Genomic DNA, 15,390 nt, shown 5'->3' with positions numbered 1-15,390 from the left:
CGATCTGTTCATTGCTTTCCTTCTCTCATCCAGACTGTACTGTCGGCTCCGGATTCTCACCGGATCTGCCCTGACGGGCTCGCGGGCTTTACCGCCGGTAGGGAATTGCACCCAACCCCGAAGGAAACGATTATTGACTTTTCTTGATTATAACCAGCTCGTCACTATCTGTCAAATGTCGCCATCACCACGGGCACAGCGCCGTAAGATGCCTACTTCTTCGCGCACGGACGGCGCCCCAAAGACAGCAGCGCCGGCGACCAGCACATCAGCGCCGGCTTCTGCCGCCATCGCCGCCGTAGTCCGGTTAATGCCGCCGTCCACTTGGATTTCATAGGACCAGCCCTGTTCATGGCGCAAGGTGGCCAACTGCTCTACTTTTGACATCATGGTTGGAATAAACTTTTGACCGCCAAAACCGGGGTTGACGGTCATGACCAGCACCAGATCGACCATCGGCAAGACATAACGCAGCGTTTCCCAAGGTGTGGCGGGATTGATGGCCACACCGGCTTTGACGCCCAAGTCTTTGATCTGGCCAATCGTGCGATGCAAATGAACACAGGCCTCTTGATGGACGGTAATCAAATCCGATCCGGCTTTGGCAAAGTCAGCCACATAGCGTTCGGGATGCTCAATCATCAAGTGCGTATCAAAAACCATTTGGCTGTGGGGACGGAGCGCCGCCACAACCAGCGGTCCGATCGTAATATTCGGCACAAAATGGCCGTCCATGACATCAATGTGTAAGTACTCGGCACCGCCCGCTTCCACTTCCGCCACTTGTGCCGCCAAGCGAGCAAAGTCTGCTGATAAGATCGATGGTGCAATTTTTTGCTTCATGGTTTTTTCCCCTTTGGTCCACGCTTTTTTTGTTCCTGCATTTCTTGTAAAAAAGTAACGTAATGGCGATATCGTTGTGGGTGGATCCGGCCTTCCTCCAATGCCCTTTTCACGGCACAATCCGGCTCATTGACATGTAAACAGGAGGTATATCGGCAACCGGCATCAAGGGCTGTTATTTCCGGCATCAGATCGGCCAGCGCCGCTTCGGGAATATCGGGCAAATAAAGTGTGGAAAAGCCCGGTGTGTCCGCGATCAGCGCGCCGGAAGCGAGCTTCATCAATTCCACATGGCGCGTAGTATGACGACCGCGGCCAATTTTGGCGCTGACATCGCCCGTCTTCAAGGTGAGTCCCGGTTCCAACGCATTGAGCAAGGTCGATTTGCCGGCTCCGGAAGGACCGGCCAGCACGGAGATCGCACCGGTGAGCAGCGGCCGTACCTGATCGATCCCCAGGCCTTCACGGGCAGCGATCAAGAACTGGGGCACAGCGCTAGCCCGGTACATCGCTTGGACTTGCTCTTGCACTTCCGGTGCGACTTGATCGGCTTTATTCCACAAAATTACCGGCCGGATGCCCTCGTGAAAGGCCAAAAGCAGCATGCGATCGAGCAAGCCAAAATCCGGTTCCGGCGCAGCCAGGGCAAAGACCAAGAGCACTTGATCGACATTGGCAATCGCCGGGCGCAACAGTTCATTGCGCCGGGGCATGACTTGATCGATCACACCTCGATCCTTTTCGATCACCGTCAGGCGGACACGATCACCGACGAGAAAAACCCGGTCGTTCGCTTGAAGGCGAAACTTGCCGCGGAGCGAGCACGTATACAACGTCTCGGCAGTTTGCACATAATAAAAACCGCTGTACCCTTTGATGATGGTCCCTTCCACTTGGCCCTCTCGCACAGTTTCCCTCCTCATCCGTTAACGAACGGTCTTTTCCAGGAATTTGGTCGTGTCTACATACCCCTGGATCAAGGTTTCACCGGTATAGCTGATTTCTTTGGTCACTGCTTCGCCGCCGCGATGCTTGCCGCTGTAGACTTCCTGGCGATTGCCGTTTTTATCTTGCAGCACGAGCCGCACTAGGTGCTCCTTGCCATCGTTGGGTACGGGTATGGTCACGCTGAGCGTCTTGGGTGCCGGGGTGGCCGGGGCCCCGCTGTAGGTCAACGTCACCACATCACCGATTTTAACCAGCGTTTCCGGCGGCGGATCTTGAGCAACGATCGTACCGACGGGCGCATCGGATGTTTCATCGGCTTTTAGTTTTACATCGATTTTTAACTCTTCCATTTTGGCCTGCGCCTCTTGCACTTTGTAGCCGATTACGTTGGGCAAGGGCTTTTTCTCACCGGCCCCTTTACTGATGGTCAGGCGCACGGTCGATCCCGTTGCTTGCTCGGTGTTGCCGGGCGGGAATTGGGCAATGACAATGCCGGCCGGGATTTGGGCATGGATTTGTTCGTCGATTTCAATCTTGAAATCTTCCTGTAAAAGCGCCATGGCTTCTTGCTGGAATTTCTTGGTCACATCAGGCAGTTTTACGTTTCTTGGTCCCAAACTGATGGTTAAGCGGATCTCCCGGCCTTGTTTGACCAGTTGATCACCACCGGGCGGGTCTTGACTGATCACATAATCTTTGGCCACGGTTGGGCTATAGGCCGTCGTCGGCGTAAAGGTTAAATTAGCCCGTTGCAAGATGCTGGTTGCCTCGAGGTGATGGCGACCGACCACATCAGGCACCTTGACTTCGGGCACATTCATATAGCTTTTCCATGCCCAGAACAGCCCGACCAGAACCAGTACCATCGCTGCCACCGAGCCAATCAGGATATTCCGCTTTTTTTTGCGCCGTTGATTTTGTTCTTCACCGTTCGGAGCCATTACGGGCATCTCCATTCCTCCCGGCGGTAATGTAGCTTGCAACTCTTCACGAAAGGGTTGGGGCGGCAATTGCGGCAACGGCTGCGGTTGCTGCGGCAGCGGCGCAGCCTGTAACAACTTGGCCAAATCGCTACCGATGCGCATGGTGGGGCTGTCATCATCAGGCACCGGTAAGCGACCGATGATCTGGCCGGTAAAGACATTTTCCAGATCTTCCTTAAAGGCTCGGGCATTGCGATAGCGCCGGGCCGGATCTTTTTCCAGCGCTCTGAGCACAATCTCTTGGAGCGCCGCCGGTACTTGCGGGTTTACTTCCGTCAAGGCCGGTGGTGTTTGCTGGATCTGCTGCAACGCCACGGCGATCGGTGTATCCCCTTCAAAGGGCAAGCGACCGCTGAGCAGTTCATAGAGCACAACACCGAGGGCGTAAATATCGGATTTGGCATCGACAGGAACACCTTTGGCCTGCTCCGGCGACAAGTAATGGACCGAACCGACAATCGTTCGCTCCATAGTCATCGTCATGGTCGATTGGGTAATGGAACGAGCAATGCCAAAGTCGGTTACTTTTACGCGACCGTTGCGTGTCAGCAAAATATTGTGCGGCTTGATATCGCGGTGGACAATCCCTTGCTCATGGGCATGCTCCAAGGCATCGCAGATCTGCTTGGCCAGGTCGATCGCTTCTTCCGGGGCCAGCGGTGCCCGGCGGCGAATCACTTCTTTCAGCGTCGGTCCATGGATATATTCCATGACGATATAGTCAGTTTCACCTTCGCGGCCCACATCATACACATTGACGATGTTGGGGTGGGAAAGGCAGGCGATCGCCTGCGCTTCACGGCGAAAACGGCGCACAAACTCTTCGTCGGTGGTGAGACTGTCCCGTAAAATTTTTACCGTAACGGCTCGCTCCAATTTGCGATCCCATGCCTTGTATACATGGGCCATACCGCCGCCGCCAAGATGCTCTTGAATTTCATAGCGTTCTGCAAACACACGATCGATCATGCGTTCCATCCCTCACTCTCTGTTTGAACCAGAATGAGGAACGTAATATTATCAAAACCTCCACGTTCCAGTGCCAGCGCTAACAGTTGATCGGCTGCTTGTTCCCACTGTTGCGAGGAACGCCGTTGATGCGTACTGAGGACCTTGCCGATTTCCTCATCAGTGATTAAGTTCGACAAGCCATCGGTGCACAACAAAAGTACATCCTGAGGCGCCAGAGCTTCCGTGAAGACATCAATCTTGACAGTATCCCGTGTGCCAAGCGCCCGCGTGATCACATTGCGCTGCGGATGCCCTTGGGCTTCCGCTTCCGTCAGGGTACCTTGACGGATCATTTCCTCCACCAGAGAGTGATCATGCGTCAGCGGAGTGACGCCGTGCTCATTGATGCGATAGGCGCGACTGTCACCGACATGGGCGATCACCACTTGGCTGCCGTCACTCCAAAGGGCGGTCAAGGTTGTCCCCATCCCGCTCCAGGAACTGTGGGTTTGTGCTTGCTCAAAGATGGCACGATTCGCCTTTTGGCAAGCGTCAAGCAAGGTCTTAACCGGCTCCGCTCCCACCGGTTGACCTTGCCAGCAATCGGCCAGTGTTTGAACGGCCAGGGCACTGGCTACTTCACCGGCTTCATGGCCCCCCATGCCATCAGCAACAAGAAACAAACCGCCGGGAATATCAAACCAAAAGCCATCTTCATTGATCGGCCGGACTTTACCCACATGTGTACGAGCAATGACCTGCATCATCATTCCCCCTCGTCTTGTCCCGCCAATACCCCACGCAACTGTCCACAAGCTGCTTCTATATCGGTACCCCGTTCTTCTCGCACGACCGCTTCGATACCATAGCGAGCCAACTCGGCGGCAAAACGCTTGACACCCACACTGCCCGGGTGTTGCGTACCACTGCCGGCTACGGGATTTACCGGAATCAAATTAAAATGAACCGGCCAGTCGCGAAACCAAGCGCCCAGACGGCGCGCGTCATCGGGACGATCATTGATCCCGGCCATCAAGGCATACTCGACAGTCAACCGTCGCTTGCTCGTCAACCAATAGCGGCGGCAAGCGGCCATGACTTCCACTAAGGGATAGCGCTGGTTGATCGGCATAAGGCTGCTGCGTGTTTCATCATCAGCACCATGGAGCGACAGGGCCAAGTTGACTTCCCAGCCTTCGGCCGTAAAACGCTCGATGCCCGGTACGATACCGGCCGTCGAGACGCTGATGCGCCGCTGCCCCAAGGCTTGCCCTTGGGGATGATTGAGGAGCAAAATCGCCTGGCGTACGGCATCATAGTTCAAAAAGGGTTCGCCCATCCCCATCAAGACTACGTTGGTTACGGCAAAATCAGCCTGCTGTTCCTGCTGATCCGCCGTAATCGCCAAGACTTGGCCGACGATCTCACCGGCCGATAAATTGCGGCGAAAGCCTTGCTGCCCGGTAGCACAAAAGCGGCATTGCAAGGCGCAGCCTGCTTGTGTGGAAATACACACCGTAGCGCGATCACGCGTCGTGGCCCGGCGGTAGGTCATCAGCACCGATTCGATGCACTCACCGTCGGCTAACTGCCAAAGGTACTTGGCCGTGCCATCACGGGCAACACGCTTGGATACCCGTGTAAACGGCGGTAACTGCCCCGAAGCTTGCACTAACTCCCGCAAGGCCGCCGGCAGGTTGGTCATCTGGGCAGGATCGGTGACAGCTTGCTTTTGCATCCAGCCAAACAACTGCTTCGCGCGATAGGCCGGTTGTCCCCAACTCTGCAGCACAGTTGCCAGTTCTTCCGGCAATAAACCGCGTAAATCCGTTGTTACTTCACTCACCTTTTGAGTGCCTCCTCATACGTGCAATAAAAAAGCCGTCACCAGGCCAGCGATGAGGCAATATCTGCCAGTATCCCCGGGCAATTTGGCGTTTTTCTTCGGCACTGTAATCCAGTGCCGGCAAATAAGGGGTCAGGTCTTCACCGTAAAAATCAGGATGACGCTGCAAAAACATTTTCACTTGCAGAAAATTCTCTTCCGGTTCCGTCGTACAAGTGGAATAGACAAGTACGCCGCCCGGTTTGACGGCGAGGGCCGCTTGATCGAGAATCTGCCCTTGCAGCGCCGCCAGACGCTGAATATCGGCTTCGGTCACGCGATAGCGCAATTCCGGTTTCCGCCGTAATACGCCAAGACCAGAACAAGGTGCATCAACAAGAACACGATCAGCTTGCTCTTGCCACCCATCGGGCAGCGGTTGAGTGGCGTCTACATGGTCAGTGCGAATGCTCTTGATGCCCAGGCGATGGCAGTTTTGGCGAATCAACCGTAGTTTATGAGGATGAATATCCCAGGCCATGATCGTCGCTTGATCACCGGTGCTTTCGGCGATATGGGTCGTCTTGCCGCCCGGCGCCGCACAAGTATCCAGAATTTTTTCTCCCGGTTGTGCTTCGACCACCGGTGCCACGATCATGGAGCTTTCATCTTGAACGGAAAAAACCCCTTCGTTGAAACCAGGCAGCGCGGTGACAGCCGACGCCGCGGTGACGCGAATGCCGTCCGTTGACAAGGCCGACGGCGCGGCAGCAATACCGCTCGCCTCCAGTTGCTTCAGCAGATCATCCCGTGTGCCACGCAGGCGATTGACACGCAAGGAAACACCGGCCGGTTGATTATTAACCGTACAAAGTTCTCGTGCCTGCGCAGAACCATACTGCTTACACCAGCGTCGCACCAGCCAGCGCGGGTGCGACGTCATGATCTCCAGGTAACGCACCGGATCAGCTTCCCAGGTTGGCCATGCCACTTGATCAGCTTCGGCGGCCAAACGGCGAAGCACACCGTTGATCATCCCGGACAGCCGTTTTTCACCGACCTTTTTCGACAGTTCCACTGTCTCATGGCAAGCGATCGGCCGGGGAATGCGGGAAAGCTCCAGCAGTTGGTACGCGCCTAAGCGCAAGAGTCGCCTTCCTGCCGGCGGTACTTGCCCGGGTCGCTCCAAGTAGCGATCGACAGCAAAGTCCAATTTATTGCGCCACTGCAACACGCCTAACACCAGCTGGGTGGTTAAACTGCGCTCGGCTTTCGACAGATCGGCCGTTAAGCTATGCGCTAACTGCAAGTTGGCATAAGCTGACCGCTCATCAACGGCCGTTAACACCTGGTAGGCCAGTTCACGGGCCCCCTGCTCCATCATGATACCTCCATGCGCCGCTTGGCTTTTTCCGTGCGGTAACAGGTTTCCTGACAACTTGACGTGTGCGCCGCCGCCATCAATTCCTTCGTCGAGGGCCAGTTCATCTCTTCACCATAAAGGAAGTAGCGGATCGATTCCTCCACCCGTTGCAGGTTAACCCGCGTGTTGCAACAAGGCCCTTCCGGGCGGTCATTTAAAATGCCGATCACCGGGATCTTGTCTACATCCTGAATACCACTCGTTAGATCACGCTCACAAGCCACGGCGATAATGGCTTGCGGTCGCTGTTCCATAATCAGCTTGCGCGCCCACGTGCCGCCGGTGGCCACGACGAGCGATACGCCATAGGCATCGGCCAGCAGACGCAGATCATGAACATGACAACCGCCGCACATCTTGCAATTGCGAATGTCCAGTGTAATTTTATGAGGGCATGTGGATTTTTGCAGGCAGTGCGGTGTCATGATCATGACTTTTTCCGGCGGCACACCTTCTAACAGTCGCGCCCGCACCAGCGTATTGCTGACTTCAATAAAACTGCTTTTTAAGCGGTCATCGGAGATGCCAAAGATACGCCCCAAAACGATGGCCAACGGAAAAAGCAAATTCACGGCCATGCGTGTCCAGCGATAGACCGACGGAAAGGCCTGCTCCCGCCATACGGCCAGCACCATGCCGCCCACCCCTAAGGCAATCAGCGCCAAGATACCGATAAAAAGCACCATCAGCGTACTGACCACCATCTGATTGAGCGGATAATCACGGTGCCGCAGCAAATAGCCGCCGAGCACACTCAAGCCAATCACCGTGAATAAACTGATGATCATCAAGGAAATAAATAAGCGTTTGCGTATCGGCATGGTATGCCCCTTTCCAGCCGCCTAAATTCAAGTAAAACGGTGTCCCTGACCGATCCGTCGTCCGCGCAGGTACGCCGCTGCCGACATGCGTTTGCTGCCGGCCGGCTGTACTTCCGTAAGCCAATACAGTCCGTCACCGGTGGTAACAGCCGCTTCTTCGCCTTCGATCTTGAGAATCGTGCCGCCTGCCGGAGTCACCATATCCTGCCGGATTTTTCGACCGCTACGACCGGCAGTGATTTTGACAATCCGGTCTTCATCCATCATATAAGCACCGGGCCAAGGATTCATGCCGCGCACCCGGTTATGAATTTGCTCCGTCGTCCAGGACCAGTCAACGCGCTCATCGTCACGGGTAAGCAGCGGCGCATAGGTCGCCCGGGAATGATCTTGCGGTCGCCGCTGCAGCGTCCCCTCGGCCAGTTGCGCCACCGTCTGTGCTAAAAGCACACCGCCGATTTCGGCAAGACGATCATGAATGTCGCCGGTTGTATCTTGGGGACCAATGGGCAATTCCTGTTGCAGCAGCATGTCACCCTCATCAAGACCGGGGGCCACCACCATCGTCGTAATGCCGGTCATGGTCTCGCCGGCCATCACCGCACGATGGATCGGCGCTGGGCCGCGATAGGCTGGCAACAGTGAGGCATGGACATTGATCCAGCCATAAGGCAGCGCTTCTAAAAGCACCGGCGGCAAGATTCGTCCATAGGCCACGATAATGCCACATTCGATATTTTGCTCTTTTAACTGAGCGGCAAAACCGGCATCGAGCTTGACGGGATGTTCTACGGGCAAGCCATGGCGCAGCGCTGCTTGTTTCACGGCGCAAGGCGACGGTTTTTGCCCGCGGCCACGCGGTTTATCGGGCCGGGTAACGACCATGGCCACGTCATGGCCGGCGCCAATTAACGCTTCCAGCGAGGGCACTGCAAAATCAGGGGTGCCCATAAATACGATGCGCACAGATTTCACTCCTCTGCCATTGCTTCCGGCGGAATACGATCGACAAACAAAATACCTTCCAAGTGATCAATTTCATGCTGCAACGCGCGCGCCAGGAGTCCTTCACCGGCGATCTCTACGGGATTGCCATGGCGATCTTGCCCTTTGACGCGTACACGGTACGAGCGTTCTACCGGGTGGTGGTATTTCGGTACGGACAAGCAGCCTTCCTCATCGGTTTCGACGCCTTCCGCTTCCACAATCTCCGGATTGACCAGTTCAATCGGGCCTTTGCCGATATCGATGACGACTACCCGTTTGCTGATGCCAATCTGCGGCGCAGCCAGGCCAACACCTTGGGCCGCATGCATCGTTTCAAACATATCATCGATCAACCGTCCGAGATTGGCGTTAAACCGTTGAACCACTTTTGCTTTCTCACGCAGGACCGGATCGCCAATCGTCACAACTTCAAATACGGCCACGTTTCAGCCCCTCACTTTCATTATGTTTATCGTCTATCTTATGACCAGGAAGCATCCCTGCCATCATGATTGAAATGCCTTATCGAGCGGAGGATAAACTCTCGGTTCGGCAGCGCTGTCGATCGCTACACTGACCGTAACGGCTGCCGGTCGTCCCCGCAACCGCCGATAAGCTTGATTCGTGGCCTGCAAGGCTGCGCGCAGCGGCTCGGCGTCAATGCCTTGCCAGCGCACCGTCAGCACACGACGATGGCGATCTTCCAGTTTGGCAATGCCATCAACGGCCGGTCCCCAGACTTCCAAAGGTCCGATGCTTTTCGCTTGATCACGCAGGCGCTCCGCCCAAGTTTCCGCAGCCATGGCCACTTCCGCTTCTACCAGGCCCGTAAAGAGCACGCGCGCCAGGTAGGAGAAGGGCGGGTAGCCCAGATGCTGGCGGATAGAAATTTCACGCCGATAAAAGCCTACGTAGTCGTGGTTTTCTACCGCTTGCAAGCAATAATGTTCCGGACAGTAGGTCTGCATGATCACCTCGCCAGGCTGTTTGGAACGACCGGCCCGGCCGGCTACTTGGGTCAGTAGCTGCATGGTTCGCTCAGCAGCACGAAACTCAGGTACATGCAGTGAGAGGTCGGCCGCTAACACGCCCACCAGCGTTACAGCAGGAAAATCCAGTCCTTTGGCGATCATCTGAGTCCCCACCAGGATATCGCCCTCGCGCCGGGCAAATTGATTTAAGACCTGTTCCACCCCATGACTGTCAGCGGTATCCCGATCCATACGCAACACGCGGGCCGACGGAAAGTGCTGCAGCAATTCCGTCTCGATGCGCTGCGTCCCGGTACCGAAATAACGGATGGCCTCGCTGTGACAATGAGGACACTGCTTTGGCACGGCTTGGCGATGCTGGCAGTAATGACAGCGAAGCACCTGCGCTGCCCGGTGATAGACCAGCGAAACAGCACAATGGGGACAAGTCAACACCTCGCCGCATTCACGACAAAGCACAAAGGTGGAAAAACCGCGCCGGTTGAGATATAAAAGGGACTGCTCGCCTCGTTGTAACCGCTGATCGATCGCTTCGCGCAGTTGCTGGGAAAGTACACCGCGCCGCCCGGCAGCCAACTCGGCCCGCATATCCACCATCGTCACCGGCGGCAAAGCGGCACCGGTAACCCGTTCGCGCATGGTCAACAGTTGCAGACGGCCCATTCCGGCTTGCCAATAAGCCTCCAGCGAAGGGGTGGCGGAGCCCATAATCACCAATGCCCCTTGCTGATGAGCACGAAACAGTGCCACTTCCCGAGCGTCATATTTGGGATCTTGATCTTGAATATAGGAAGGTTCATGCTCTTCATCGACTACAATCAAGCCGAGACGATCGATCGGTGCCAACAAAGCCGAGCGCGCACCGATGACCACATCCACCTGCCCCGAAGCAATCCGGTGCCATGCTCCATGACGCTCCCGGTCTTTGAGGCCGCTGTGTAACAACAAGACCGAATAATCGGCAAAACGTTCGGTCCAACGGGCTCCGGCTTGCGGTGTCAAACCGATTTCCGGCACAAGGTAAAGCACCCGTTGCCCTCGCGCCAATACTTCACGGGCGCTGTGCAGATACACTTCCGTTTTACCGGAACCGGTGACACCATGGAGCAACACCGGCCCGGAGGCCGTTGCCAAGTGCTCACAAATGCGCGCTTGTTCCGCCGTCAAAGGGGGCCACGGCGACGGCGTTTGCTCTCTTTGCCCTGTCTTGTGCTCGATAGGCGGACGTTCGCGCGGCAATTGCCATTCCAGCTTGACCCAACCGGCCCGGATCAACCGTTCAATCGCCGCCGTCTGGGCTTGCCGATCAGGCTGGAGCAACGTGGTGAGACGCATCTGGCGATGAGCGGCACGGCTCAATCGCGCGATGATCGCTGCCGCGTCCGGATCAATACCGCCCCAACTGGCCCGCTCTTCCGTTGTCATTGTTCCTTGCAGCATCACCCACCGAGACGGGCGTTGACGTGGTCCCGGCGGTAAACAAGGATGGAGCGCTTCGGTACGCGTGCACTGGTACCGATGGGCCATCCAATCGACGAGTTGGCGCACGTCGTCAGGGACACGAACATGTCTGTCAACGGCAGCGAGGAACTGTACGGTACTTACATTCTCCGGCGGGCGATCATCGAGTGCCCAGACCCAGCCGGCGATCAACTTGCGATTAAAAGGTACCCATACTTGTTGCCCCAGGGGAACATCCCAGCCATCAGGAACACGGTAATGAAAAAGCCGGTCCAGTTCGGGCAGCGGTTGATCGATCAACACCTGAACATACCGCTCTTGGCTCGTTTCTGGCATCGCTTTTCCCCCCCGTCTCCTATCCATTATACCAAAGAGCAGTAACGAATCCAAAAGATATAAAAGCCCGGGGGTAAACCCCCGGGCAGTAAAAGCATAACGGGTTGTCTTGACGCTTACAGGCCGGCCAGCTCTTTGAGCTGTTCCACCTTGTCCAAACGCTCCCAAGGCAGATCGACATCGGTACGACCGAAATGGCCATAAGCTGCCGTCTGACGATAGATGGGGCGACGGAGTTCCAGCGTTTTAATGATGCCGGCAGGACGCAGGTCAAAGACTTTTTGTACGATTTCTTCGATTTTGGCTTCATCCACTTTGCCCGTGCCAAAGGTATCGACAAGGACCGAGACAGGATGAGCCACACCGATAGCATAGGCCAGTTGAATTTCACAACGATCGGCCAGGCCGGCAGCAACGACGTTCTTCGCCACATAGCGAGCAGCATAAGCGGCCGAACGGTCCACTTTTGTGGGATCTTTGCCGGAGAATGCGCCGCCGCCATGACGGGCCATACCGCCGTAAGTGTCGACGATGATCTTACGACCGGTCAAACCGGCGTCGCCTTGAGGACCACCGATGACAAAGCGGCCGGTCGGGTTGATGAAGTAACGGGTATTTTCGTCCAGCAATTCTTGGGGAATCACCGGTTTCACAACCGTTTCAATCATATCCCGGCGGATCGTCTCCAAGGAGACTTCCGGCGAATGCTGCGTCGAGATGACGATGGTGTCGATACGGACCGGACGGTTGCCGTCGTACTCGACAGTGACTTGCGTTTTGCCGTCAGGACGGAGATATTCCAAAGTGCCGTTTTTGCGGACTTCCGACAGGCGGCGCGAAAGTTTGTGCGCCAAGGAGATCGGCATCGGCATAAATTCTTCTGTTTCATTCGTGGCATAACCGAACATCATGCCTTGATCGCCAGCACCGGTCGCTTCAATCGCGCTTTCTTCCATTTCACCCATTTTAGCTTCCAACGCTTTATCCACACCCATGGCGATATCGGCCGATTGTTCATCGATCGACGTCAACACTGCGCAAGTTTCGCAGTCAAAGCCAAATTTGGCCCGCGTATATCCAATTTCCCGGATCGTCTGACGAACGACACGAGGAATGTCTACATAACACTGGGTCGTGATCTCGCCGGAAACCAAGACCAACCCGGTCGTTACCGAAGTCTCACATGCGACGCGAGCATTCGGGTCATGAGTAAAAATGGCATCCAATACGGCATCGGAAATTTGGTCGGCTACCTTGTCAGGATGGCCTTCGGTAACTGATTCCGACGTGAACAGGCGCTTACGATTCAAATCTACGTCCTCCTTCACCAAACATGGAATTATGCTGACAAGTTATGAATGTAACGAACACCATAACTTCTGTCATTAAGATTATCAAGGAAAGTGTCGAATTACAAGAGGGCATCTTTTTTTGCCCTGGGCCGATCAAGTGATCAAAATCCTTTACAATTCTGCCAACAGGATCTAGTTACGCAAAAACTGGGCGATGCGTGTGCATATTGCTTCGGCCACCTCTGTTTTGCTCATCAGCGGCAGGTCTTCCCGCCCACCGTTTCGATCTAAGATCGTCACTTGGTTGGTTTCCGTACCAAAGCCAACACCCGGTTGCGCTACGTCGTTGGCAATCAGCAGATCGGCATTTTTCTTTTGCAGCTTTTCCTGGGCAAAGCGTTCCACCTCATGGGTCTCGGCGGCAAAACCGACAAGCAGTTGACCACGCTTGCGCTCACCGAGTTCTTTGAGGATATCAGGGTTTTTCACCAGTTCAATCGTCAAGTGCTCATCATGCTTTTTGATCTTTTGCGCTTGCGGCGCTACCGGTCGGTAGTCAGCTACAGCGGCCGCTTTGATCACCACATCAACATCGTTAAAACGGCTGAGTACGGCATCGCGCATTTCCAGTGCTGTTTCTACTGGAACGATCTGCACACCGGCGGGCACCGGTAAGGAGACCGTGCTGACGAGGGTCACCTTAGCTCCTCGCCGGGCCGCAACGGCAGCCAGGGCATAACCCATTTTGCCGGAAGAGCGGTTGCCGAGAAAACGTACCGGATCGACCGCTTCGCGGGTGCCACCGGCAGTGATCAAGATCTGCTTGCCGGCCAAATCCTGCTTCGCTTGAAGCACACGGGCCAGTTTATCGATGATCACATCCGGTTCAGCGAGCCGACCTTTACCGGAAGTGCCGCAGGCCAAGAAACCTTCACCGGGTTCGACGATCTGTACGCCGCGCTGACGCAAGACCGCAAGATTTTCCTGTACGGTAGGATGCCCATACATGTGCACATTCATCGCCGGCGCCAGTACAATCGGTGCCTCCGTCGCCAGCAAGGTCGTCGTCAAAAAATCATCGGCAATGCCGGTGCGCATCTTCGCAATCAAATTCGCCGTCGCCGGAGCGAGCAAAAAGGCATCGGCGGCTTCCGCTAAGGACACATGGGCCACATTCCAGTGGGCAGGCTTATCAAACATCTCGGTGATGACGGGATGATTGGAAAGGGTCTGCAAGGTCAGCGGTGTAACAAAACGAACAGCCGATGCCGTCATTACTACGTGAACGTCGGCACCGGCTTTCGTTAAACGACTGACCAATTCGCACGCTTTATAGGCGGCGATCCCTCCGCTGATGCCCACGACAATCGTCTTTTGTGCAAAAGCTGAAGGAGTACTCACTTGAGGCCACCTTGCGGCTGCTCGTAGTTTAACTTGCCCTCTTCGATCTCACGAAGGGCGATGCTGACCGGTTTCATCGACTTTGTCGTCGTAATCATCGGTTGGGCATGATCCATAAGCTCGCGCGCCCGTTTTGCGGCAAGAACAACTAAGGTATACTTGCTGTCGACCCGTTCCATCAGGTGATCAAGCGATGGTTTGTTCATGGTGAACACTCCTCTTCGTTTAACAATCGAAAGGATTGCCGGTGAATTCGGCATTTTTCCGCATGTAAAATCGCCTGAAGACGTGCTGTGGCTTTTTCCACATCATCATTGACAACGCAATAGTCATAGCGGTCGATATAAGTAAGTTCGGAAGAAGCCAAGGCCAAGCGTTTACGAATCACTTCCGGACTGTCCGTACCCCGGGTATAGATGCGCCGTGATAACTCTTCCAACGATGGCGGTGCAACGAAGATCAATGCCGCTTCCGGGTAGCTAGCTTTGACTTGCAGCGCCCCCTGGATATCAATTTCCAGCAGCACATCCCGCCCCGCCTGCAACGCTTCTACCACATGTGTACGCGGTGTGCCGTAATAGTGGTCATAGACTTGAGCATATTCCAGAAAGGCTTGGGCTTCGATCTGCCGAACAAAGTCTTCATGCTGCAAAAAATGATAATGTATGCCGTCTTGTTCACCGGTTCGAGGCTGCCGCGTCGTCGCCGAAACAGACAATTGCAGGCCTGCTTGCTGCTGGAGCAAATTACGGCACAGCGTTCCCTTACCGGCACCGGAAGGACCGGAAAGAACAAACAGAACGCCGCGGCCCAGCCGTGAAAGCCAGGAGTCAAGCATCTCGTTACCCTTATTCTGCTGGATCATCATGTTGCTGCACTGCTTCTTTCGTTGATAAGCGATGGGCCACCGTTTCCGGTTGTACTGCCGATAAGATCACATGGTCGCTGTCGGCGATGATCACGGCCCGTGTGCGTCGTCCATAGGTCGCATCGATCAGCATGCCGCGGTCGCGAGCTTCTTGAATGATGCGCTTGATTGGCGCCGATTCCGGGCTGACGATGGCAACAATCCGGTTTGCCGACACGATGTTGCCAAATCCAATGTTGATCAATTTGATATCCATGGC

General features: G+C 55.4%; 15 protein-coding genes and 1 riboswitch. All 15 genes read right to left on the bottom strand.

The window, feature by feature from the left end; all coding sequences use genetic code 11:
• Positions 1–13 precede the first annotated feature (13 nt).
• A riboswitch (FMN riboswitch) is annotated at positions 14–129 on the bottom strand.
• A 42-nt stretch (positions 130–171) separates the two neighbouring features.
• The 15 genes from rpe to remA all read right to left on the bottom strand — a co-directional run bounded on the left by rpe (position 172) and on the right by remA (position 15,387).
• The gene (gene rpe, locus EDD73_RS02885) at positions 172–843 is read right to left on the bottom strand and encodes a ribulose-phosphate 3-epimerase (RefSeq protein ID WP_131918193.1); all 672 of its coding nucleotides are present in this window, start codon (positions 841–843) and stop codon (positions 172–174) included.
• Positions 840–1,751, bottom strand: coding sequence for a ribosome small subunit-dependent GTPase A (rsgA, locus tag EDD73_RS02880; RefSeq protein ID WP_131918192.1), 912 nt, complete (start codon positions 1,749–1,751; stop codon positions 840–842). Before rsgA ends, rpe begins: the two co-directional genes overlap by 4 nt.
• Positions 1,752–1,769: 18 nt before the next feature.
• Positions 1,770–3,743, bottom strand: a complete 1,974-nt coding sequence (gene pknB, locus EDD73_RS02875; protein WP_131918191.1) for a Stk1 family PASTA domain-containing Ser/Thr kinase — start codon at positions 3,741–3,743, stop codon at positions 1,770–1,772.
• Positions 3,740–4,489, bottom strand: coding sequence for a Stp1/IreP family PP2C-type Ser/Thr phosphatase (locus EDD73_RS02870; protein ID WP_165876280.1), 750 nt, complete (start codon positions 4,487–4,489; stop codon positions 3,740–3,742). Before EDD73_RS02870 ends, pknB begins: the two co-directional genes overlap by 4 nt.
• A 2-nt stretch (positions 4,490–4,491) precedes the next feature.
• Positions 4,492–5,571, bottom strand: coding sequence for a dual-specificity RNA methyltransferase RlmN (gene rlmN, locus EDD73_RS02865; RefSeq protein ID WP_131918189.1), 1,080 nt, complete (start codon positions 5,569–5,571; stop codon positions 4,492–4,494).
• Positions 5,564–6,931, bottom strand: coding sequence for a 16S rRNA (cytosine(967)-C(5))-methyltransferase RsmB (gene rsmB, locus EDD73_RS02860; RefSeq protein ID WP_165876279.1), 1,368 nt, complete (start codon positions 6,929–6,931; stop codon positions 5,564–5,566). Before rsmB ends, rlmN begins: the two co-directional genes overlap by 8 nt.
• Positions 6,931–7,794: a DUF116 domain-containing protein gene (locus tag EDD73_RS02855; protein ID WP_131918187.1), complete on the bottom strand. Its 864-nt coding sequence runs from the start codon at positions 7,792–7,794 to the stop codon at positions 6,931–6,933. Before EDD73_RS02855 ends, rsmB begins: the two co-directional genes overlap by 1 nt.
• Before the next feature lie 27 nt (positions 7,795–7,821).
• Positions 7,822–8,760: a methionyl-tRNA formyltransferase gene (gene fmt / locus EDD73_RS02850; RefSeq protein ID WP_131918186.1), complete on the bottom strand. Its 939-nt coding sequence runs from the start codon at positions 8,758–8,760 to the stop codon at positions 7,822–7,824.
• A 5-nt stretch (positions 8,761–8,765) separates the two neighbouring features.
• The gene (gene def, locus EDD73_RS02845) at positions 8,766–9,224 is read right to left on the bottom strand and encodes a peptide deformylase (RefSeq protein ID WP_131918185.1); all 459 of its coding nucleotides are present in this window, start codon (positions 9,222–9,224) and stop codon (positions 8,766–8,768) included.
• Positions 9,225–9,287: 63 nt separating this feature from the next.
• Positions 9,288–11,570 (bottom strand): replication restart helicase PriA, encoded by a 2,283-nt coding sequence (priA, locus tag EDD73_RS02840; RefSeq protein ID WP_165876278.1) that lies wholly within the window; start codon positions 11,568–11,570, stop codon positions 9,288–9,290.
• 116 nt (positions 11,571–11,686) lie between these two features.
• On the bottom strand, positions 11,687–12,880 hold the full coding sequence (gene metK, locus EDD73_RS02835) for a methionine adenosyltransferase (protein ID WP_131918183.1): 1,194 nt from the start codon (positions 12,878–12,880) through the stop codon (positions 11,687–11,689).
• Between the two features lie 174 nt (positions 12,881–13,054).
• Entirely contained in the window at positions 13,055–14,263 is a 1,209-nt protein-coding gene (gene coaBC / locus EDD73_RS02830; protein ID WP_131918182.1) for a bifunctional phosphopantothenoylcysteine decarboxylase/phosphopantothenate--cysteine ligase CoaBC, read from the bottom strand.
• Complete coding sequence (gene rpoZ, locus EDD73_RS02825) at positions 14,260–14,469, bottom strand: DNA-directed RNA polymerase subunit omega (protein ID WP_131918181.1); 210 nt, start codon at positions 14,467–14,469, stop codon at positions 14,260–14,262. Before rpoZ ends, coaBC begins: the two co-directional genes overlap by 4 nt.
• Positions 14,466–15,101, bottom strand: coding sequence for a guanylate kinase (gmk, locus tag EDD73_RS02820; RefSeq protein ID WP_131918317.1), 636 nt, complete (start codon positions 15,099–15,101; stop codon positions 14,466–14,468). The genes rpoZ and gmk overlap by 4 nt, the downstream gene beginning before the upstream one ends.
• A 10-nt stretch (positions 15,102–15,111) precedes the next feature.
• Positions 15,112–15,387: an extracellular matrix/biofilm regulator RemA gene (remA, locus tag EDD73_RS02815; protein ID WP_131918180.1), complete on the bottom strand. Its 276-nt coding sequence runs from the start codon at positions 15,385–15,387 to the stop codon at positions 15,112–15,114.
• Between the last annotated feature and the right edge of the window lie 3 nt (positions 15,388–15,390).

This window comes from Heliophilum fasciatum, assembly GCF_004341395.1.
Classification (GTDB): domain Bacteria; phylum Bacillota; class Desulfitobacteriia; order Heliobacteriales; family Heliobacteriaceae; genus Heliophilum; species Heliophilum fasciatum.
This window is presented reverse-complemented; position numbering and strand designations above follow the sequence as displayed.

Bases quoted from the DNA above. Each gene is read 5' to 3' on its own strand.
- rpe (WP_131918193.1), bottom strand. From the start codon at position 843: ATGAAGCAAAAAATTGCACCATCGATCTTATCAGCAGACTTTGCTCGC.
- pknB (WP_131918191.1), bottom strand. From the start codon at position 3,743: ATGATCGATCGTGTGTTTGCAGAACGCTATGAAATTCAAGAGCATCTT.
- EDD73_RS02870 (WP_165876280.1), bottom strand. From the start codon at position 4,489: ATGCAGGTCATTGCTCGTACACATGTGGGTAAAGTCCGGCCGATCAAT.
- rsmB (WP_165876279.1), bottom strand. From the start codon at position 6,931: ATGGAGCAGGGGGCCCGTGAACTGGCCTACCAGGTGTTAACGGCCGTT.
- EDD73_RS02855 (WP_131918187.1), bottom strand. From the start codon at position 7,794: ATGCCGATACGCAAACGCTTATTTATTTCCTTGATGATCATCAGTTTA.
- priA (WP_165876278.1), bottom strand. From the start codon at position 11,570: ATGCCAGAAACGAGCCAAGAGCGGTATGTTCAGGTGTTGATCGATCAA.
- rpoZ (WP_131918181.1), bottom strand. From the start codon at position 14,469: ATGAACAAACCATCGCTTGATCACCTGATGGAACGGGTCGACAGCAAG.
- gmk (WP_131918317.1), bottom strand. From the start codon at position 15,101: ATGCTTGACTCCTGGCTTTCACGGCTGGGCCGCGGCGTTCTGTTTGTT.
- remA (WP_131918180.1), bottom strand. From the start codon at position 15,387: ATGGATATCAAATTGATCAACATTGGATTTGGCAACATCGTGTCGGCA.